Here is a 20,728-nt window from a genome sequence, read left to right as displayed (position 1 = left end):
TCTGAATATATAACTAATATAAGTTCATCTAAAAAAATGAAGTATTTAGAACAACTATTTTGGAATAAAAATATACAATTTAATCGAAATAAAAATTCTTTTTTGGAAATAAAAATCACAGTTCGTTTAGGAAAATGCAAGTTGAACATCAGTTGTTCATAGCAATATTAATTACTTTAAGGCTATATTCAATATTAAGTTCGTACGTACTTTTTGAAAAACCAAACTTTTAAAAGGTCAGCTGTAATGATATAGATTAAAACTATTAGTAACATAATACCCATATTGAGAAAAGGAATTGGCGATAATCCTATTGTAGTTGCGATAGGAAGGTAAGGAAGTATGATTGTAATTAGTAGCCCCAATATGCTCAAAATAAAAAGATATTTTCCTGGTTTGCTTTTAAAGAAGTTTTTATGTGTTCGTATTATAAACAGGATGAATAATTCAGTAAGGATGGATTCTACAAACCAAGCAGTTTGAAAGGCAGATTCTTTTACTTTTAAAACATAAAAAAGAATTAGAAAGGTAATGACATCAAAAAGTGAACTGTGAATCCCAAAAATAATCATGTAATTTCTAATGAATTTTAAATTCCATTTTCCGGGTTTGTTCAATTGTTCTTGATCAACATTATCAGATGCAATGGTGAGATAAGGAAAATCAGTTATGAAATTAGTTAATAAAATTTGTTTGGGTAACATAGGTAGAAATGGTAATAAAAGGGAGGCAATCGCAACGCTGAACATATTTCCAAAAGTAGATCCTGTGTTTATAAAAATGTATTTTAAAGTATTGGCAAAAGTTTTTCGTCCTTCTTTAATGCCATCTATAATAACCGCTAAATCTTTTTCCATTAATACAAAATCGGCAGCTTCTCGGGCTACATCAACAGCATTTTCTACAGATATTCCAATATCGGCAGCTGTTAAAGCAGATACATCATTAATTCCGTCACCCACATAGGCAAGTGTATATGTTTTTCTCAAAGCCTGAATAATATGTTCTTTTTGTTGTGGCTCTACTTCGGCAAAAATGTGTGTTTTTCCTACTACATGTTTTAATGCTTCCGGACTTGTACTGAAAAGTTCTTGTCCTGTCATTACAATAGGGTTAATGATTCCAATTTTTAAAGCGATGGATTGGGCTACATTTTTATTATCTCCAGATATTATTTTCAGGTGTACTTGTAGTTTTTTTAATTCCTCAATTGTTTCTATAATACCCATTTTAACTGGATCTTCAAGTAAAATAAAACCAGCAAAAATCATGGAGGTTTCATCTTCTTTTACAATAGCATTGGAATTGATGTTTTTGTAACAGATACCGATGCTTCGCAATCCTTTGATTCCAAATTCTTCATATTTGTTTTCAATTTCGGCTTTGTGCTTTTCAATATCTTCAACAATTCCATTGCTCAATCTCACCGTAGTACAAATACTTATGATATTGTTAAACGCGCCTTTACTAATCAATAGTTTATTTGCGTCGGTAATAATAGCGATGCTTAATCTTTTGCGTATAAAATCATAAGGAATCTCGCCTAATTTTGTTGGATTAGCCTTTGTTTCTATTTGAAGCTTTTTTATGGCTTCATCAATTGGATTGGCATAACCTGTTTCAAAATAAGCATTCCAATAGGCTAATTCTTTTACAAATTCATTTTCGGTACCCAAACCATCAACGGTTCCAGCTACTATAATTGCACCTTCTGTAATGGTGCCAGTTTTATCAGTACACAATAAATTGACTTCTCCTAAGTTTTGAATAGAAGCCAGTTTTTTTACGATTACTTTCTTATCTAACATTCTTTTAGCGCCTGCGCTCATTGCGATTGTGGTGATGGCAGGAAGTAATTCAGGCGCCATTCCTACGGCTAAAGCCAAAGCAAATAAAGCAGATTCAATAGCGCTTTTGTGATTTAATAAATTGACAATCAGTATGAATATTGATAGTACTAATGTTATTTTCATTAAAAAATAACCAAAGTCTTTGATGCCTTTTTCAAATTTAGTTTCTACTGTAGTGGAAGCACTTTTTGCAATGGCGCCAAAAATGGTTTTGCTTCCGGTATTTATTACTACTGCTTTAGCTGTACCACTGACTATATTTGTTCCTTCCCAGAGGCAGTTTGTTCTTTTGGTTAGTTCCGTTTTTACATCCACTATTCCTGCTATTTTTGCTGTTGGATAGGATTCTCCGGTTAAGCTGGCTTCATTGGCATGTAATTCATTGGCTTCAATAATTAGACAATCGGCGGGTAACATATCCCCGGCTTTCAAGAAAATAATATCCCCGGGAACAATGGTAGAAGAAAGGATTTCCTGTTGTTTTCCATCTCTCAAAATACTGCTTTTTAATGCAATCATTGATTGTAAAGCAGCTACAAAACGACCAGCATTTCTTTCTTGGAAAAAACTAAGAAAACCGGTAGACAAAACGATAAAGAGTATTATAAAAACATCGGAGGTGTCACCAAGAAAGGCTGATAGTATGACAGCTCCAATAAGCAGTAACATCAAAGGGCTTTTAAATTGTCCTATGAAAAGGAAAAAATCCTTTTTTAAAATAGATTTGTTTATTTTGTGTTCTCCGGATTCTAACAGAATTTTATCAGCTACTGTTTTGGATAAACCTTTTTCGCTACTGTTTAGTTTTTGAAACCAATAGTTCGGGTCATATTGCCAAAAATTATCTGTTGTAGAAGTTTGCATAAAGACTAATTTTTTAAACTATAAATTAGAAAAGCAATCGGACTTTTTTTGCTAAATGTAATAGCGGATAATTGAGATAAACTTGGACGAGAATAGTTTATTTAAAAAAATAATCAATTGAAAGTTTTGATTTTCAATTGATTCTCAAAGTTAATGATTTTATGGATATAATTTTCGATATTGAAAGTAAGGAACTGAAATAGAATAATAGTTTAAAGAAATTCGTTAGGACTGAATTTTGATACTCATGGGAATATCCTTGTTGAGGTTTGGTAAATTTTCTGCTTTTAAAAGATAAAAAAAGCAAAGAACCGTTAGGTTTTTAAACTTTGCTCTTAGTTGTTTCAAAATTATTTTTTTGTATTTTTTTTCTCATTGACAATTCTTTGTATTTCCTTTATAACTAAAGGAAAAGCAGGTTCTGTCATGTTGTGACCAAAACCATCTAATTCGTAGAGCTTTGTCTCCTTATGGCCAGCAATTTTCATCATTCGCATTAAATAGGCGTTTTCTTCATAACGGCCTAACATTTCTAATTCACGGTCACCAGTTATTAATAATAGAGGAGGAGCATCGGCACGAACATGAAACAGTGGTGCAAGCTCGTCTATTACAGGTTGTGTTTCAGGGATACCTCTTTCTTTTCTTATTTCAAAATGGGTAATGGCCTGACCACTTAATGGAATGATTCCTGCAATTTTGTTGGCGTCTATTCCATCAGCCAATAACCATTTTTTGTCTAAACTAATCATACTTGCAAGGTATCCACCAGCAGAATGTCCGGAAATAAAAATCAAAGAATTATCACCACCAAACGTGTTTATATTTTTAAAAACCCATGCTACCGCTGCTGCTGCATCTTCAATATATTTTGGAGAATTTACTTTTGGGGACAAACGATAATTTACGGAAACTACACAAATACCTTTGTCTTTAAGTCCTTCAGGAAGTTCTTTGCTACCCGAAGTTAATCCGCCTCCATGAAACCAAACTACAGTTGCAAAACCACTGCTGTTTTTTGGATAATAAATATCGAGAAGGCATCGTTCGTTAATGTAGGTATCTGTTTTGTTTATCGCATCGCTATAGTATGGAATGTTTGATTTTGTAGTGTATTCTAGTTTTTGGGCAGAAACTGTAATACCAAATAGGAATATAAAAAGGGAAAGGAAAATTTTCTTCATTTTGATTTTTTTTTGAATCTTATTTTAGTCTTTTAAGCTGTATACTATTTTTTGAAAGTCTGCTTTAAATTTATCTTTGTTTTCAGCTGCTGACCAAGATAATACTTTATAATAAGCAGATTTTGTTTCAACTATTCCCACTAAATAATAAATGTTAATTTTCGCTTCTTTATCGTAGTAAGTCACGTCAGATTCAACAAAATTAATATCCCCGTTTTTTTTATATAATGGTTGTGAAATTATTCTGTCGTCTTCATCTGTTAGAAAGTCTTTTATAAAACCTTCATAAAATTCGTTGATAGAGGAGTAGTTTAGTTCGGCTAATTTTAGTTCTTCTTTATTATCTTCTATTACGAAACCATATACATCTTTGACTTCACTTTTATACTGGATTGTTGCGGAGTTATTCAATCCTATCGTTTTTCCCATATATTCTGGTAAACCAATATGAAAAACGTGTCCAGCTTCGTACTCTTTTAAAGGTGTTTGCGCATATAAAGTGCTTGACATTACAATTAAAGTAGTCATAAAAAGTGTGAATTTTTTCTTCATTTTTTGTTGATGTGTTATATGGTTCAATAATTTTAAGGGTCGTTTATTTTTTTAAATGTACAAAAAAAGTCCAAAAATCATAAGACTTTTGGACTTTTTAGTTTTGTAAATTGGTAACTAAGAATTAAATGTCATCAAATTCTATATCGGTAAAAGTTGATGTTTGTGGTAAAATTTCGTCATCATCTGTTTTGTCCGATGCGTATTCTTTTTTGAAATCTTTTTGGTGTCTTTCAGAGATTACTTCTTCGCCTTTGTGGTTCAAAACGTAAGAAGTCATTTCGCCAAGAATTTCTGCAAAAGCAGCAAAGTCTTCTTTGTATAAATAAATCTTGTGTTTCTTAAAATGAAACGATCCGTCTTCTTCGGTGAATTTTTTACTTTCGGTAATCGTTATGTAATAATCATCAGCTTTTGTAGCTCTCACATCAAAGAAATAGGTTCTTCTTCCAGCACGTAAAACTTTAGAAAATATCTCTTCTTTTTCTAACATGTCATTTTCTCTCATAATCCTTTCTGTCAATTTTTTTATTTAATAGCAATCAAAAATCATAAAAATTTATTTATTATACAACAATTATAGTAATTCTTTTTCTGAAAGTTGTTTTAAATAAAGTGATGCATAATACCCTTCTTGATTTATCAATTGATTATGAGAACCTTGTTGAATAATTTTTCCGTCTTCAAGGATGATAATATTATCAGCATTTTTAGCTGATGAGACTCTATGGCTAACAATAATCGTGGTTTTGTCCTTACAAATTTCATACAAGTTGTTCAAAATAGCTTCTTCAGTTTCGGTATCAACTGCTGATAAACAATCATCAAAAAGTAAAATTTCCGGGTTTTTAATAATGGCTCGCGCTATAGAAACGCGTTGTTTTTGTCCACCTGATAGAGTGATTCCGCGTTCACCAAGAATAGTGTCGTATTGTTTGTTGAAACCAATGATATTGTCATGTACCACTGCATTTTTTGCAGCAGTTTCAACTTCCTCATCAGTTGCATTTTCTTTCCCAAATTTGATGTTGTTCTTGATACTATCCGAAAATAAGAAGGCATCTTGCGGAACAATTCCAATGCTGTTTCTTAAATCATATAGGTTCAAAGTACTTATTTCATTTCCATCAACTGATATTCGCCCGTCTGTAACTTCATACAAGCGAGAGATTAAAGAAGAAATAGTCGATTTTCCAGATCCTGTTTTTCCAAGAATCGCCAACGTTTCTCCTTTTTTTACTTTAAAAGAAACATTTTTTAAGGCTTCTATATTCGTGTCTTCATACGTATAGCTCACATTTTCGAATGAAATAGTACCTTCAATAATAGATTTATTGGGGTTTTTATTTTTTATTTCCGGTTCGATTTTCAGGAATTCATTAAGACGCTTTTGGGAAGCTTCGGCCTCTTGGACCATTGACGAAACCCATCCTAATGAAGCAACCGGCCACGTTAGCATATTGACATACAAAATGAATTCTGCGATGGTTCCAATACTTTTTATAGTCCCATTTATATACATTATACCACCAAAATAAATCACAACTAAGTTGCTTATTCCTATTAGAGCCAACATTAAAGGACCGAATAAAGACTGCACTTTTGCTAAATCTAAACTTTTGCTTTTACTTTCGTTTGCCAAATCGATCATGTTGTTTTGATGTTGGTCTTCTAACGAATATGCCTTAATTACTCGGATTCCAGAAAATATTTCTTGTGAAAAACTGGAAACTTTCGACAGATATTGCTGGAAAATAGTACTTCTTTTATTGATTTCCGAACTTAATTTGAAGATGCAATACGATAAAACCGGTAAAGGAAGAATAGTATACAATGTCAATCGTGGTGATACATTGTACATATAGCCAATTACAATTGCAAAACGGATAAAAGTATTTATCGTATACATTACGGCTGGTCCCACGTACATTCTTACTTTGGATACATCCTCACTGATACGGTTCATCAAATCACCGGTTCGGTTTTGCTTATAGAAATTTTGTGACAAGTTTTCATATTGTCTAAAAACTTCGTTTTTTAAGTCAAACTCAATATGTCTTGACATCACAATAAGGGTTTGTCTCATCAAAAAGGTAAGAAAACCAGCGATAATGGTGGTCGCAATAATCAGTAAAATGTTTGAAACTAATTCCTGTTGGATGACATCAGCTGTAACGGATTTGTCTTTTGAGAATGCTTCAATTGCTTTAAATGATTTGCTAATCAATTTTGGCGTAAACAAAGAAAATATTTGTGCAATAATTGTAAATAAAATACCAAGGGAAAAGCTGTATTTATATTTAATGAAATATTTATTTAAATAACGTAATTCTTTCATTTTTTTAAGATATTCTGTGTTGAAAAAGATTTATTTTTTGATTAATAATCAATTTTTGATATTACTGAAAATTAATCGCCTGCTTCTTGAAATTGTGATATTGATAATTTAACGTGTGTATATTAGGATATGTTTATTTTTTATGTAAATTTGATTTGTCTTTTTGACGAATTCGTAATTTATCACTATAAAAATTAATGCTTATGAATGCAGCTTTCACAACTGGAAAGGAACTTCAAAAAATGGATCCCGTTTTTGGTCAACTTTCATTTGACGATCATGAACAAATTGTATTTTGCAACGACAAAGATACAGGTTTAAAAGCAATTATTGGTATTCATAATTCGGTTATGGGTCCTGCTTTAGGTGGTACGCGTATGTATAATTATGCTAATGAATGGGAAGCACTAAACGATGTATTGCGACTTTCTCGTGGTATGACTTATAAAGCGGCTATAACAGGATTGAATATTGGTGGAGGTAAAGCTGTTATCATTGGCGATGCCAAAACCCAAAAGACACCTGAATTGATGCGTAAGTTTGGAGAATTCGTTCATTCTCTAAGCGGAAGATATATTACTGCCGAAGATGTAGGAATGGAAACTAGGGATATGGATATCGTAAGAGATGTTACACCTTATGTTACTGGGATTTCTGAAGAAAGAGGCGGATCTGGAAATCCATCTCCTGTTACGGCTTATGGCGTATATTTAGGAATGAAAGCAGCGGCGAAGCATCAATTTGGCACTGATGTTTTAGATGGTAAAAAAGTATTGGTGCAAGGAATAGGTCATGTTGGGGAAACTTTGGTGGATTATTTGACCAAAGAAGGAGCGCTAGTAACAATAACTGATATTAATGAAGAAAGATTGTATGAAGTAGGAGCGAAGTACAATGCAAAAATATTTACTGGTGATGATTTATACAGTGCCGATGTTGATATTTATGCGCCTTGTGCTATGGGTGCAACTATAAATGATGCAACGGTACATAAAATTAAAGCAAAAGTAATTGCCGGAGCGGCTAATAACCAATTAGCAAATGAGAATATTCACGGAGCAATTTTGCAGGAACGAGGAATTCTTTATGCACCGGATTTCTTGATTAATGCTGGTGGAATTATCAATGTGTATGCGGAATTAGCTCATTATGACAAAGCTGAAATCATGCGTAAAACAGAAAATATTTACAATACTACATTAGAAATTATTGATTTTGCTATTGCAAACAATATGACGACACACCATGCAGCTTTGACGATTGCCCAAAATAGAATTGATCAAAGAAAGATAGAAAATAGTAAGAAGTAGTTTTAGTTTTTAATATACAGTCGCAGTTTACAGTGACAGTCTTCGGGTATAACCGGAAATTATAACTGAATTCTGCGACTGTTTTCTTATAGGATAATCTAAATTAGAACCAAAAGCTTTTTTTAGCGTTTTAATTTTATTTTAAAAAATGAAATTCTTATTTTTGCAGACTAATTAATAAAAGTTCTTACAAGGTGGTAAATAGAAGACACATACGCGTTAAAGTCATGCAGTCCATTTATGCGATGCATCAAAGCGGTTCAGATAATCTGGAGAAAGAAGAAAAATTCCTTTTTTACAGTATCGACAATATTCAAGATTTATACCTTATAATGCTTTCTTCACTGATTGAAATTTGTAAAACAGAAACTATCTTTTTACATAAATCGAGTCTGAAACATCTTGCAACTCCTGAGGAGCGTAAGCCCAACGAAAAATTCATCAAAAATCAAATTTTTCAAATTCTTTCCGAAAATAATTCACTAAATATTGCACTGGAAAATCGTAAAATCAATAATTGGACTTTAAACGACGATTATATTTTATTGCTTCTTAATGATATAAAGGCAAGTAAATTGTATGCTAAATACATGAGTGACTCAACTAATACATTTGAAGAAGACAGACAATTTATTGTTGATTTGTTCATGGATGTAATTGTTCCGAACGAAAAATTATACGAATATTTAGAAGATGATAAGCTGACTTGGGTTGATGATATTCCATTAGTGAATACGCATATCATCAAACAATTAAAAGCCATCAAATCTGGTGAGGATGATAATTTCAGGGTTCCAAAATTGTACAAAGACAATGAGGACAAAGACTTTGTTAAGGATTTGTTCCGAAAAACAGTCTTAAACGAAACGGAATTAGCTAAAGAATATATTGACAAAACACCAAACTGGGATAGTGATAGAATTGCCGAAATTGATACCATTATTCTTAAAATGGCAATTTGTGAATTTTTGAAATTTCCATCAATTCCTGTAAAAGTTACTTTAAATGAATATTTAGAAGTTGCCAAAGAATATTCTACACCAAAAAGTAGTATTTTTATCAACGGAATTTTAGATAATTTAGTAAAAGAACTGGAGGCCAGTAAAAAAATTATTAAAGCCGGTCGTGGTTTAATGTAATATTTATAAATAAAAAAAAGAGAATTAAAATTATGGGACAATTAACTCAATTTGCGCCGTTTCTATTAATGTTTGTGGTAATCTATTTCTTCATGATCAGACCACAACAAAAAAGAGCTAAAAACGAAAAAGAATTTGAAAGCACTTTGAAAGTAGGCGATAAAATCATAACAAAAAGTGGTCTTCACGGAAAAGTTTCTGAGTTAGCAGATACTACTGTAGTTATTGAAACAATGTCAGGAAAGCTAAAAATGGAGCGTTCTTCTATTTCTATGGAAATGAGTGCTGCTTTGAGCAAAAAATAATTTTGCTTTAATGAAGTAAAAAAAGTCCCAATCGTTTTTTCGTGTTGGGACTTTTTTTATGAAAAATAATAGGGTTATTTTTTATTCTTCTTCGCTTTCTTTGCTTTTTTAGATTTTGCTTTGGCTTTTTTAGCTTTTATCTTTGCTTTGACTTTTGCCTTCTTAGCTTTATCCTTTTTGGCTTTTTTTGCCTTTTTTGCTTTTGCTTTCGCTTTTTGTTTTGCTTTTTCTTTCGCTTCAGCTTTTTTAGCTTTTTTCTTGTCTTTATCTTTCATTTTTACTTTCTTTTTAGTCTCGTTTTTACTTTTTTTCTTATTTGAAACGGCACTATTATCCTCTAGACTAATAGCCGAAATTTCTATAGTTTCCGTTATGATTTCTTCAATTACCGGTTCTGTAATATCAACGGGTTCCGCTACAGTTTTAATGACTTTTGTTCTTCGAGCTCTAACTGGCTTATCAATTTCAGGTTTTGCTGGGGATACTGGAGCAGTTTCCGCTTCTTTCTTTTGTGTCATAATTTATAGTGTTAGTATTATTTTTATGCAATTAAACCAATAGTTATTCTGGTATTAATAAATTGTAAAGTGCCTGTAAGTAAATATAGTGATTTAATAGACTGGCTAATGTTAAGTTTTTCAGTATAGTTAGCAAAAAAATAAATAATTTTGAGCAAATAGTACTCAAGAAAGGAAGTTTAAATTAGTATGTTTTCTTTTTCAAAAGCTTTAAAGAGCAGTTCTGAAACAAATCTCGTATAGAGGTATTACGAAGTGATTCTGATGAGGTTGAATAAAAAAATCCCAACCTGATACTTCAGAATTGGGATTTAATTTTATCGGTATTTATCATTTAAACCAATGTTTGCTAATAGCATTGGTTTTATTTTTTCGATTCTGGAACGTTTAGTTTCTTCTCGTTTTGCGGTTTCAATATATTCTACAAATTCCTTTTGTTTGTAAGGAGAGAATTTTAAAAATGCTTCCGCTAAATTCACATCAGCATCTAATTCCTTTTGTAAAAGTTCTGAAACGATACTTTTTCCTTTTTCAGGTTTAAGTTGCTTCCCTTGTTTTTCATTTTCTATGGCTTCATGAATATAATGTAAAACTGCTTTTTTATCGACTTCATCTTGGGATGAAAACCGCCATTGTCGCAAAGATTTGGTAACACCTTCTTGTGCATTAACCAAAACTTGTTTTTCATCCTTCAGGAAAACACCATTAAAAAACCAAATCGCAAAATAGTTTTTGAATCCCCCAATTCCTAGTACATTCTTACCATGCAGCACATAAACGCAACCGCCCCATTTCGTGGTTTCGATTAGTTCTGTTTGAGCAATAATTGATTTCAGAAATTCCAATTCTTCTGACCAATTATCGTTTTTATCCCAAATGTGTGTATTGGTTTTTAGTGGTTCCAATTATTTTTTGTTTTTAGCTATTTCTTCTGTTTTAGTAAAATCACCTGCTGCAGTCAATTCGGCAATTTTTACAATTACGTTAACTGCTTTTTGCATACTTTCTACAGGAACATATTCGTATTTTCCGTGAAAATTATGTCCGCCAGCAAAAATATTAGGACAAGGTAATCCTTTGTACGATAATTGTGAACCATCTGTTCCGCCACGAATCGCTTTTATAAGTGGTTTTATATCCAGTTCTCTCATCGCTTTTTCTGCAATATCGACAATATGTTTTACCGGTAAAACCTTTTCTTTCATATTGTAATATTGGTCTTTTATCTCAGCAATAACTATGTCTTCACCAAATTGTTTCGCAAATTTCTTGTTGATTTTTCGAGTAATTTTCTCAATTAATTCTTTGCGTTTCTCAAATTTTTTCTTGTTATGATCCCGAATGATAAGTTCCAAAACCGTTTCTTCAATGCTTCCTGTTAAATGATGCACATGGAAAAAACCTTCATAACCTCTTGTTTTTTGAGGTGTTTCATCTTTTGGTAATTCATTTATAAAATCGTTGGCGATCAACATGGAGTTTATCATTTTCCCTTTGGCGTAACCGGGATGAACACTTTTCCCTTTGAAAATGATTTTGGCACCAGCCGCATTAAAATTTTCATATTCTAATTCGCCAACTTGGCTGCCATCCATAGTGTATGCCCAATCTGCTCCAAATTTATCCACGTCAAAGTGGTGCGCACCACGGCCAATTTCTTCATCTGGTGTAAAACCAATTCTAATTTTTCCGTGTTTGATATCTGGATTTTGGATAAGGAATTCCATTGCGGTAACGATCTCGGTAATTCCGGCTTTGTCATCAGCTCCCAGCAATGTTGTTCCGTCAGTAGTAATTAAAGTTTGTCCTTTATAAAGCAACAAATCTTTAAAATAACTAGGCGATAATACAATATTTTTATCGGCATTTAATACAACGTCTTTACCATCATAATTAGAAACAATTTGTGGTTTTACATTGGCACCGCTAAAATCAGGAGAAGTATCAAAGTGAGAAATAAACCCAATGACAGGCACTTCATGTGCGACATTACTTGGCAAAGTAGCCATGATATAGGCTTTGTCATCAATTGCCACGTCTTGCATTCCAATAGCTTTCAATTCCTCAACCAGTTTATTGGCTAAATTCCATTGTTTTTCAGTGCTTGGCGTAGTTTCTGAGTTGGGATCAGATTCAGTATCTATAGTTACATAACCAATGAAACGGTCAATAATATGTTGCATAAAGTGTTTTTTAATGAGATACAAATATACTGCTTATTTAGAGAATCATTTTATTGATAAGAGTTTGTGTTTTCTTTATTTCTATTAAAAAAACCTGAAATTAATATGCTAAAAACAGAAGATTTAATGGAATACTTAACATAATAAATGAAGAAATCACATGGTTTATTAAGGATTATAAAATCTATATTTTTGCTTAAATTACTTTATTATATTTTAGATTTTATTGGATAGAATTTTTCTTCATTTCTTCCAACATCGTAATGATTACATCTAATTTCTCGACCTCTAGTTTATTCAATTTTATAGTCAAAGCTTCAATTTCCAGTTTTGCATCTATATTAGTTTGGTAATCTGCTTGCGCTTGAACTCTGTCTCTATCATTTTGTCTGTTTTGTGACATCATAATAATAGGAGCTGCATAGGCTGCTTGTGTAGAAAAAAGAAGGTTTAGTAAAATAAATGGATATACATCCCAGTGATACATGAATCCAATCAGATTTAATACCATCCAAAGCACAACTAAAATGGTTTGAATAATAATGAATTTCCAGGACCCCATTCCTTTTGCAACTGAATCTGCTAAACGGCTTCCAAAGCCTAATGTTTCAATGTGTTTTTCGTGCCAGTTTTTATGATTAAGCATACTCATGAATTTAGTTTAGTATATATTTTTGATATTTTATAGATTAATTACTTATCATTATAAAGTATTTGATTGAAATTAATTCTGAGTAAATATATATGATTTTACAGACTTTAATATTTTTATATTAGGAACTTATCGTTTATTTATGAATTTTAAGGACGAATTAATTATAGTGATAATTTTTGTAAGCACACTTTCCCAATTATCATCAGATATTTTAAAATTGTGATTCATCTTACAAAAAATAGTTCAATATATAGGAGAAAGTGTATAATTTCATATTCTTTAAATTTTACAATATTATCTTTTTTACTTTGAGCAATTAAAAAAGGGATTTATAAATTTTTTAAATGAATGAAACGATGAGGTGCTATCTCTTTTTTAGGATGTTTTTCAATTAGATTAGCTATTTAATAGATTTTTTTTTAATATAAATTATGATATTGTTTATTTAAGTAAATAATTTTTTTGTAATTTTAGTGTTATAAACATTTAAAAATCAGATAATTATGAAAAATTCGTTCGTTTTGTTAGCAGTCCTTATATTCTCTTTGGGGAGTATGGCTATGAATTCAAAAATGCATAATTTAAAGATGCATGATCTGAAAATAGTACAAGAAAAAGACTATTTAATGATGAAAGATGGTAAGATGATGGTAATGAAAAATGATAAAAAAATGCTTTTGTCTAAAGAAATGACTTTGTCTGATGGCTCTATTGTTTATCCTAATGGTAAAGTTAAAATGAAAAATGGTAAAAAGATGATGCTGAAAAATGGAGACATGATGGATATGAATGGAATGATGATGAAGGATAAAATGAAAATGGAAAAAGAAAAAATGGAAAAGGAAAAAATGAAAATGGAAAAAAAATAAATGTTGTTCTAAGTATTTAGAAAAGCATTTATTTTTTTTGAGTTTAGAAACCGAAAATAGATCTTTATAATTTCGGTTTCTTTTTTTGTTTAAATTTTATCGTTAGTAATGTTTTAATTTGGAATTAAGATGCTATGAAATTTGATGATTATTGTTATTCTATTGGATTTAAATCAAGAAAAATATAAATTACTTTTTTTTGTAAAAGTTGAAAACATATCAGTCTACATAAATCCTTGTTTCAAGTTAATTGAAATGATTTGTAAAATTATTTTCCAAATTTTTAATTATCGAATAGATAGTCCTATTTTTGCACCACCAACACAATAACCATGTATAAATTACTTATTCGCCCGATACTTTTTTGTTTTGATCCAGAAAAGGTTCATTATTTTACTTTTTCATTGATTCGTTTCTTGTCTAAAGTTCCAGGATTTTCATTTGTTTTTAAATCGCTTTACGAAGTAAATGACCCAAGATTAGAAACTGAAGTTTTTGGATTAAAATTTAAAAATCCGGTAGGGTTAGCTGCTGGTTTTGATAAAGATGCCAAGTTGTATAAAGAATTGTCCAACTTTGGTTTTGGTTTTATCGAAATAGGAACTCTTACTCCAAAAGGACAAGAAGGGAACCCTAAAAAGCGTTTGTTTCGTCTAAAAGCTGATAGCGCGATTATCAACAGAATGGGATTTAATAATGGCGGTGTTCAGGAAGCGGTAGAACGATTAAAAAGCAATAAAGATGTTTTAATAGGCGGAAATATTGGAAAAAATAAACTAACGCCAAACGAAGAAGCAACTTCAGATTACGAAATTTGTTTTGATGCGTTGTATGATTATGTGGACTATTTTGTGGTGAATGTTAGTTCTCCAAATACACCAAATCTTCGCGCTCTGCAAGACAAGGAACCGTTGACACAATTATTACAAACTTTGCAAAATAAAAATTTGGCTAAGCCAAAGCAAAAGCCAATTCTCCTAAAAATTGCTCCTGATTTAACCGATGAGCAATTGTTGGATATTATAGATATTATCAAGGAAACTAAAATCGCAGGAGTTATTGCGACTAATACAACGATTTCAAGAGAAGGATTACAATCCGAAAACAAAGCAGAAATGGGTGGATTATCAGGGAAACCATTGACAAATCGTTCTACTGAAGTAATCCGATTTTTATCTCAAAAAAGCAATAAAGCCTTCCCGATTATTGGAGTTGGAGGAATCCATTCTGCTGACGATGCCATAGAAAAACTGGAAGCAGGAGCGTGTTTAGTACAATTATATACTGGTTTTATTTATGAAGGTCCAGCATTAGTAAAAGCAATAAACAAAAAGATTTTAGAGCGATTATAGGTTTTTAATAGTGCCAAATTGTGTGCTTTTTTTAATTATTACCAAAAGACGTAATACTATCAATTTAGTGAAATTTAAAATTCATAATTTAAAATTCATAATTGTTTTTCTATCTTTGGATTTCTATGGAGCCAATAAAAATTATAGAATGTCCACGCGATGCCATGCAAGGCATTAAGCAATTTATTCCTACTGAGCGAAAAGTATCTTATATACAATCGTTATTGCGTGTAGGATTTGATTCCATAGATTTTGGGAGTTTTGTTTCACCAAAAGCGATTCCGCAAATGCAGGATACCGCAGCAGTTTTGGCACAACTTGATTTGTCTCAAACCAGAAGTAAACTTCTTGCGATTATTGCCAATACACAAGGGGCAGCTCTAGCTTCTGTTCATCCAGAAATCCACTATTTAGGTTTTCCTTTTTCGATTTCAGAGAATTTCCAAATGCGAAATACGCACAAAACAATAGCAGAATCTTTAATCACGTTACAAGAAATTCTTGATATTGCTGACAAAAGCAATAAAGAAGTGGTGGCTTATCTTTCTATGGGTTTTGGAAATCCGTATGGAGATCCTTGGAACACTGAAATAGTAGGGGAGTGGACCCAAAAATTATCTGATATGGGAGTTAAAATCCTTTCACTTTCGGATACGGTGGGAAGTTCGACGCCAGATGTAATCTCCTATTTATTTTCGAATTTAATTCCTAAATATCCCAAAATAGAGTTTGGGGCCCATCTTCATACCACGCCTGATAAATGGTTTGAGAAAATTGATGCAGCTTATAAAGCAGGTTGTAGACGTTTTGATGGAGCAGTCCAAGGTTTTGGTGGATGTCCAATGGCAACGGATGACTTAACAGGAAATATGCCCACAGAGAAATTATTGTCTTATTTTACGTCACAAAAAGAAAATACCAATACAAGTCCTATGAGTTTTGAAAGTGCTTATAATGAAGCTTCTAAGTTGTTTGGGGAATTTCATTAGAAAAAGATAGCTTTTAGAATAGGAATAACAATAATAATAAGTAGCACTTTGGTGCGTTGATAGTTTAGTAATTATGAGGTTGATTTTAATAAATAAATAGAATGAAACTACTGGCTTTCAATAGAATTTTAGGAACACTAATTTTGGTGTTATTTTCTTTTTCATGTTCGAGTAATCTTGATTTTAATCAGGCAAATGATTTGAAATTAGAACCTGTTGTTGTTGCTAATTTGGCTTATTTTGATGTTCCTGCAAATAAATTTGTAACTAATGGAGTGGAACAAACTGTAACTATTGATACCCCTACCGTTGATGTTTTTAATGATGCTTTTTTTAAAAATAATTTAGCAAGAGTTGATTTCTTTTTTGAAATCAATAATACTATAAATAGAGCTTACACTTTAGACTTAGTGTATTTGGACAAAAATGATCAGCCTCTTTATTTTACTAATTTTGTTATACCTGCTTACACGGGAGTTAAAAATTTGGTAACTAAAACCGATGTGTTTGCAAATGCTAAACTTGATTTATTGAAAAGAACCACTAAAATTGCTTTCATCCTCAGGATGTCTCCAGGACCTTTATTGACTGAGAATAGTACAGGAAGCATAATATTACGTTCAAGTGTAACTGCTTATTTAGTTATACAATGAGAAAAATAATCTTCCTTTTTGTTCTATTTATATCATTTAAATCTATTTCCCAAAACAAACAAATTTTATATAATTTTACTTCAATTCCTCAGTCTTTGATGACTAATCCGGGTTCTGATGTGAAATATAAAGGATATTTTGGAGTTCCGTTATTATCTGGAATTTCGGCTAATGTAGGCTCCAGCGGATTCTCAGCCTATGATTTGTTTGCCAATGATGGAGTTGATTTTAATGTCAAATTGCGGAATGTTGTATTTTCCACCACCAGAAAAGATAAAGCAACAATCAATGAGCAGATAGAATTATTTAATGGAGGTTTCAAAGTAGGCGATTGGCAAAGTAACTCTTATATTTCCTTTGGAATGTATCAGGAATTTGATTTTCTGAGTTATATGCCTAAAGATTTAGCGATATTAGCTTTGGACGGAAATAGTAATTATTTAGGAAAAGCCTTTAATTTGGGCGATTTGAATGTTAAGGCTGAAATGCTTTCGGTTCTTCATGTCGGATTTCATAAAAATATAAATGAGAATTTAATTGTTGGGGTAAGAGGAAAGATTTATTCCAGTGCTTTTAATGCTACTTCAACTAAAAATTCAGGATATATTTATACGATTCCTTCGAATAATGGGATTTATGAACAAGTTATTTCTTCTAATTTAGAACTCAATACCTCTGGAATTTCAAAATATACTGAGAAAGATTATTCAGGTGATATAGTAAAAGACATCACTAAAAAAGCTTTTTTTGGAGGTGATTTAGGGCTTGGTTTCGATGCCGGACTTACGTATTATCCTAAAAAAAATATTCAGTTTACGGCAAGTATTGTTGATGTTGGATTTATAAAGCATTCTAAAGATGTGGAAACTTTCACGTATAAAGGATATTATAAATACGAAGGAATAACTCCTAAGTTTGCTAATGGGAGTTCTTCAGGAAATATATACCAGGAATTTAAAGATGCAATTCCATTGGATACTTTATATGCTAAATATACTACTTGGCGTCCCGCGAAGTTTAATTCTTCTGTCCAATATTCATTTGATGATGCGAGAAGTAAAGATTGTAATTGTGACGGCACTGAGTCTGAATATAAAAATGCTGTGGGTGCTCAATTATTTATTATGTCTACTCCAAGGACACCTTTTATGGCTTTCACCACCTATTATAGAAGACGTATTTTAAATTCTTTGCAAATGAAAGCAACGTATACATTAGATTCATATTCTTATAAAAATATAGGTTTGGGATTGTCTGGCCAGTTTGGAAAGCTCAATTTATATGTTCTTGCAGATAACCTGTTAGAATATCATGATTTGGCAAAAGCCAATAGTATTTCTTTTCAATTTGGATTAAACATTATTTTTAAAGACAGTAATGAGCCTTATTGATATATAATTACTGATGGCTTCTTCTTTTAAACCATTTGTAAATTTCTATCCAAAGTACCGAAACAAATCCCACTAAAATACTCAGTCCCATTTGTAAACCAGAAACACTTTCGAACTGGAAAAAATGGGCAAATAAGGGAACAAACAGCAATAAAGCAGTGATTAGAATTGTCAAACCAATAATCAGTAGAACTAAATTGTTTTTATAGCCTAAAGTTGTAAATATGGAATAATAAAAGGAACGATTAGTAAGTGTCAAGAAAATATTAGAAGCTATTAAAGTTAAGAAAACGGTAGTTCTTGTCACGCTTTCTGAGCAATTATCAGTTGCACAATACTGATAGACGAATAAAAGCCCAATAGTGATTGTTATACCTTGAATAATACTAATGGCAATCTCTTTAAGGTTGAAAAAGGTAGTGGTAAAAGGTCTTGGTTTGAGTAACATCAAATTGCGCTCCATTGGTTCATTTTCATAAATGATAGAACAGGTTGGACCCATAATTATCTCCAGAAAAATAACATGAACCGGCGAAAAAATATTTGGGTAAATCCATCCCAATGCCAAAGGAATAAAGACAATCATGATGATTGGAATGTGTATTGAAATAATGTATTGTATTGCTTTTTTTAGATTACTATATATTTTTCTACCCATTGCAATGGCGTCAATCATTTTAGATAAGTCATCATCAATGAGGATAAGATTGGCAGCTTGTTTGGCAATTTCGGTTCCTTTTTTACCCATGGCAATTCCTATGTGAGCTGATTTTAGAGCAGGGCCATCGTTTACTCCATCACCTGTCATGGCTACAATTTGATTATTATCTTTCAGTGCTTTTATAATTTTGAGTTTAGCTTCAGGAAACATTCTTGTGAAAACGGTGGTTTCCATTACTTTTTCTTTTAGCATTGCTTCATCCATTGCCATTAATTCATCTCCATTCAATGTTTTTTCTGCGTTTTGAAAACCAATTTGTTTAGCAATTGTGGCAGTTGTCTCTGCATTATCACCCGTAACTATTTTTACCTGAATGCCTGCTTTATAAAATGTTTCAAAAACCGTTTTTATATTTTCTTTTGGAGGATCGTAAAAAGCAACTAAGCCTTTAAAATGAAATGAAAAATCCTGCTGTTTTTTTGGATAGTCTGTTCCTGTAAATTCAGCAACGCCAACTCCTAGAACACGGAATCCTTCTTTAGCCATAGTTGTCATGGCAGTAAGAATTTGTTGTGTTTCTTTTTCGGATAAATTAGCACATGCAATCAATGCTTCCGGAGCACCTTTGGAGGCAATAATTCTTGTTCCTTTTTTATTTTCAAAAACATGAGTCATCATGGGAGGCTTTCCACTCAATGGATATTCATGGATTAATTTGAAATTAGGTCGGTCATCGGGAATTTCTAATTTTGAATACGCTTCATGCAATGCAATTTCCATTGCGTCAAACGGAATTGGCTCACTGGCCCACATCGAGAGCGTTAATAATTCTTGCTCTTCACTATTTAGAACTTTTTTTGAATTTGAAATTTCATTCGATGAAAATGTATACCATTGCGCCAGACTCATTTTGTTTTCGGTTATGGTTCCTGTTTTATCGGTACAAATTACGGTGGCACTGCCCAAGGTTTCCACAGTTTTTGTCTGTTTTGCTATAATACCCATGTTCATCAACCGCCAGGCGCCCAGAGCCATAAAGGTGGTGAAAGCAACTGGAATTTCTTCAGGAATAATGCTCATTGCTAAGGTTAATGCTTTCAATAGGCTGTCTAAAATAGCGTTGGAGTTATAATAATTAATCGCCCAAACAATACCAAAAATGACTAATCCTATAAATGACATTTTTTTTACAAAGTTCCCGATTTGCAATTGCAAAGGCGTTTTTTCTTCTATAATTGTTTCCAGGCTTTTGCCTATTTTACCCAGTTTAGTTTGGTTACCAATAGCTGTTACTTTACAAATTGCTAAACCGCTAGTGGCAATTGTTCCCAGAAATACTTGTTTGTTTTCTGAGGTTTCATTTTTAAAAACGGCAAGCGATTCACCTGTAAGGATGGATTCGTTTACAGAAAAATCATTGGATTGTATAATGATTCCATCGGCAGGGATAAAGGTGCCTTCTTCCGTTTGAATCAAATCTCCCAAGACAATTTCTTCACTTGGAATTTCCATAATTTCGCTATTGCGAATGACTTTGCTTTTGGGTTGTGATAACTTTTTTAGTGCTTCAATTGCGTTTCTACTTTTTGATTCCTGATACAGTGAAATAGTAGAAACGATTAGTATAGCTACAGCCATGAAAATTCCATTTCCAAAATCTCCTGTGATGAAATAGATGCTGGTTGCAGTCACAAGCAACAAAAACATGGGCTCTTTAACCATTTCGATTAAAGAAGTGAAGAAATTATTTTTATCCTGATGCGCTATGGAATTAGAACCATACTTCGCTCTTGATTGGATGACTTCATCATTGGAAAATCCTTTTAATTGTTGTTTAATATCTGTCATGAAAAGAAATGAATCAAATTTATAGATTGTAAACAAATGCAGTAGCTAGTCACAGAAATAATGCGCT

At 32.0% G+C, this 20,728-nt stretch carries 18 protein-coding genes; 8 read left to right on the top strand and 10 right to left on the bottom strand.

Annotated features, from left to right (window positions below; genetic code table 11):
* Nucleotides 1–194: 194 nt before the first annotated feature.
* The 5 genes from mgtA to OA85_RS16655 all read right to left on the bottom strand — a co-directional run bounded on the left by mgtA (nucleotide 195) and on the right by OA85_RS16655 (nucleotide 6,788).
* A complete protein-coding gene (gene mgtA / locus OA85_RS16675) occupies nucleotides 195–2,714 on the bottom strand; it encodes a magnesium-translocating P-type ATPase (protein WP_039110966.1) in 2,520 nt (839 codons plus the stop codon).
* A gap of 350 nt (nucleotides 2,715–3,064) precedes the next feature.
* Complete coding sequence (locus OA85_RS16670; protein WP_039110965.1) at nucleotides 3,065–3,898, bottom strand: alpha/beta hydrolase; 834 nt, start codon at nucleotides 3,896–3,898, stop codon at nucleotides 3,065–3,067.
* A gap of 24 nt (nucleotides 3,899–3,922) precedes the next feature.
* Entirely contained in the window at nucleotides 3,923–4,450 is a 528-nt protein-coding gene (locus OA85_RS16665; protein WP_039110964.1) for a hypothetical protein, read from the bottom strand.
* Nucleotides 4,451–4,574: 124 nt separating this feature from the next.
* A complete protein-coding gene (locus OA85_RS16660; RefSeq protein WP_039110963.1) occupies nucleotides 4,575–4,958 on the bottom strand; it encodes a PUR family DNA/RNA-binding protein in 384 nt (127 codons plus the stop codon).
* A gap of 69 nt (nucleotides 4,959–5,027) precedes the next feature.
* Complete coding sequence (locus OA85_RS16655) at nucleotides 5,028–6,788, bottom strand: ABC transporter ATP-binding protein (RefSeq protein ID WP_039110962.1); 1,761 nt, start codon at nucleotides 6,786–6,788, stop codon at nucleotides 5,028–5,030.
* 203 nt (nucleotides 6,789–6,991) lie between these two features.
* Here OA85_RS16655 and OA85_RS16650 point away from each other — a divergent pair, with 203 nt between their 5' ends.
* The 3 genes from OA85_RS16650 (at nucleotide 6,992) to yajC (ending at nucleotide 9,542) form a co-directional block, all read left to right on the top strand.
* Nucleotides 6,992–8,098 (top strand): Glu/Leu/Phe/Val dehydrogenase, encoded by a 1,107-nt coding sequence (locus tag OA85_RS16650; protein WP_039111014.1) that lies wholly within the window; start codon nucleotides 6,992–6,994, stop codon nucleotides 8,096–8,098.
* A gap of 227 nt (nucleotides 8,099–8,325) precedes the next feature.
* Entirely contained in the window at nucleotides 8,326–9,237 is a 912-nt protein-coding gene (nusB, locus tag OA85_RS16645) for a transcription antitermination factor NusB (RefSeq protein WP_039110961.1), read from the top strand.
* Nucleotides 9,238–9,269: 32 nt separating this feature from the next.
* Nucleotides 9,270–9,542 (top strand): preprotein translocase subunit YajC, encoded by a 273-nt coding sequence (yajC, locus tag OA85_RS16640; protein WP_039110960.1) that lies wholly within the window; start codon nucleotides 9,270–9,272, stop codon nucleotides 9,540–9,542.
* 74 nt (nucleotides 9,543–9,616) lie between these two features.
* On the opposite strand, the gene OA85_RS17440 is transcribed toward yajC, so the two are convergent.
* From OA85_RS17440 to OA85_RS16620, 4 genes are all read right to left on the bottom strand, one after another.
* A complete protein-coding gene (locus OA85_RS17440; protein WP_052257295.1) occupies nucleotides 9,617–10,060 on the bottom strand; it encodes a hypothetical protein in 444 nt (147 codons plus the stop codon).
* Between the two features lie 317 nt (nucleotides 10,061–10,377).
* A complete protein-coding gene (locus tag OA85_RS16630) occupies nucleotides 10,378–10,965 on the bottom strand; it encodes a YdeI family protein (protein ID WP_039110959.1) in 588 nt (195 codons plus the stop codon).
* Nucleotides 10,966–12,243 (bottom strand): peptidase T, encoded by a 1,278-nt coding sequence (gene pepT / locus OA85_RS16625; RefSeq protein ID WP_039110958.1) that lies wholly within the window; start codon nucleotides 12,241–12,243, stop codon nucleotides 10,966–10,968. It lies immediately after the preceding gene.
* A 223-nt stretch (nucleotides 12,244–12,466) separates the two neighbouring features.
* On the bottom strand, nucleotides 12,467–12,889 hold the full coding sequence (locus tag OA85_RS16620) for a DUF1003 domain-containing protein (protein WP_039111012.1): 423 nt from the start codon (nucleotides 12,887–12,889) through the stop codon (nucleotides 12,467–12,469).
* A 512-nt stretch (nucleotides 12,890–13,401) separates the two neighbouring features.
* Between OA85_RS16620 and OA85_RS17135 the strand changes: the two genes are divergently transcribed.
* The 5 genes from OA85_RS17135 to OA85_RS16590 all read left to right on the top strand — a co-directional run bounded on the left by OA85_RS17135 (nucleotide 13,402) and on the right by OA85_RS16590 (nucleotide 18,152).
* Nucleotides 13,402–13,767, top strand: a complete 366-nt coding sequence (locus OA85_RS17135) for a DUF6799 domain-containing protein (RefSeq protein WP_156129492.1) — start codon at nucleotides 13,402–13,404, stop codon at nucleotides 13,765–13,767.
* Nucleotides 13,768–14,099: 332 nt separating this feature from the next.
* A complete protein-coding gene (locus OA85_RS16605; protein ID WP_039110956.1) occupies nucleotides 14,100–15,119 on the top strand; it encodes a quinone-dependent dihydroorotate dehydrogenase in 1,020 nt (339 codons plus the stop codon).
* Between the two features lie 125 nt (nucleotides 15,120–15,244).
* Complete coding sequence (locus OA85_RS16600; RefSeq protein WP_039110955.1) at nucleotides 15,245–16,108, top strand: hydroxymethylglutaryl-CoA lyase; 864 nt, start codon at nucleotides 15,245–15,247, stop codon at nucleotides 16,106–16,108.
* A gap of 101 nt (nucleotides 16,109–16,209) precedes the next feature.
* The gene (locus OA85_RS16595; protein ID WP_039110954.1) at nucleotides 16,210–16,761 is read left to right on the top strand and encodes a hypothetical protein; all 552 of its coding nucleotides are present in this window, start codon (nucleotides 16,210–16,212) and stop codon (nucleotides 16,759–16,761) included.
* A complete protein-coding gene (locus OA85_RS16590; protein ID WP_039110953.1) occupies nucleotides 16,758–18,152 on the top strand; it encodes a DUF5723 family protein in 1,395 nt (464 codons plus the stop codon). Before OA85_RS16595 ends, OA85_RS16590 begins: the two co-directional genes overlap by 4 nt.
* A 7-nt stretch (nucleotides 18,153–18,159) precedes the next feature.
* Here the strand turns inward: OA85_RS16590 and OA85_RS16585 are convergent, their stop codons facing one another.
* Nucleotides 18,160–20,661: a cation-translocating P-type ATPase gene (locus OA85_RS16585; RefSeq protein ID WP_039110952.1), complete on the bottom strand. Its 2,502-nt coding sequence runs from the start codon at nucleotides 20,659–20,661 to the stop codon at nucleotides 18,160–18,162.
* Nucleotides 20,662–20,728: the final 67 nt, after the last annotated feature.

Origin of the sequence: Flavobacterium sp. AED, from assembly GCF_000812945.1 — a bacterium.
Lineage (GTDB): Bacteria > Bacteroidota > Bacteroidia > Flavobacteriales > Flavobacteriaceae > Flavobacterium.
Note: the sequence above shows the minus strand (reverse complement) of the source record. Positions and strands in the feature narration are given on the sequence as shown.

Bases quoted from the DNA above. Each gene is read 5' to 3' on its own strand.
- mgtA (WP_039110966.1), bottom strand. From the start codon at position 2,714: ATGCAAACTTCTACAACAGATAATTTTTGGCAATATGACCCGAACTAT.
- OA85_RS16670 (WP_039110965.1), bottom strand. From the start codon at position 3,898: ATGAAGAAAATTTTCCTTTCCCTTTTTATATTCCTATTTGGTATTACA.
- OA85_RS16665 (WP_039110964.1), bottom strand. From the start codon at position 4,450: ATGAAGAAAAAATTCACACTTTTTATGACTACTTTAATTGTAATGTCA.
- OA85_RS16660 (WP_039110963.1), bottom strand. From the start codon at position 4,958: ATGAGAGAAAATGACATGTTAGAAAAAGAAGAGATATTTTCTAAAGTT.
- OA85_RS16655 (WP_039110962.1), bottom strand. From the start codon at position 6,788: ATGAAAGAATTACGTTATTTAAATAAATATTTCATTAAATATAAATAC.
- OA85_RS16650 (WP_039111014.1), top strand. From the start codon at position 6,992: ATGAATGCAGCTTTCACAACTGGAAAGGAACTTCAAAAAATGGATCCC.
- nusB (WP_039110961.1), top strand. From the start codon at position 8,326: ATGCAGTCCATTTATGCGATGCATCAAAGCGGTTCAGATAATCTGGAG.
- yajC (WP_039110960.1), top strand. From the start codon at position 9,270: ATGGGACAATTAACTCAATTTGCGCCGTTTCTATTAATGTTTGTGGTA.
- OA85_RS17440 (WP_052257295.1), bottom strand. From the start codon at position 10,060: ATGACACAAAAGAAAGAAGCGGAAACTGCTCCAGTATCCCCAGCAAAA.
- pepT (WP_039110958.1), bottom strand. From the start codon at position 12,243: ATGCAACATATTATTGACCGTTTCATTGGTTATGTAACTATAGATACT.
- OA85_RS16620 (WP_039111012.1), bottom strand. From the start codon at position 12,889: ATGCTTAATCATAAAAACTGGCACGAAAAACACATTGAAACATTAGGC.
- OA85_RS17135 (WP_156129492.1), top strand. From the start codon at position 13,402: ATGAAAAATTCGTTCGTTTTGTTAGCAGTCCTTATATTCTCTTTGGGG.
- OA85_RS16605 (WP_039110956.1), top strand. From the start codon at position 14,100: ATGTATAAATTACTTATTCGCCCGATACTTTTTTGTTTTGATCCAGAA.
- OA85_RS16600 (WP_039110955.1), top strand. From the start codon at position 15,245: ATGGAGCCAATAAAAATTATAGAATGTCCACGCGATGCCATGCAAGGC.
- OA85_RS16595 (WP_039110954.1), top strand. From the start codon at position 16,210: ATGAAACTACTGGCTTTCAATAGAATTTTAGGAACACTAATTTTGGTG.
- OA85_RS16590 (WP_039110953.1), top strand. From the start codon at position 16,758: ATGAGAAAAATAATCTTCCTTTTTGTTCTATTTATATCATTTAAATCT.
- OA85_RS16585 (WP_039110952.1), bottom strand. From the start codon at position 20,661: ATGACAGATATTAAACAACAATTAAAAGGATTTTCCAATGATGAAGTC.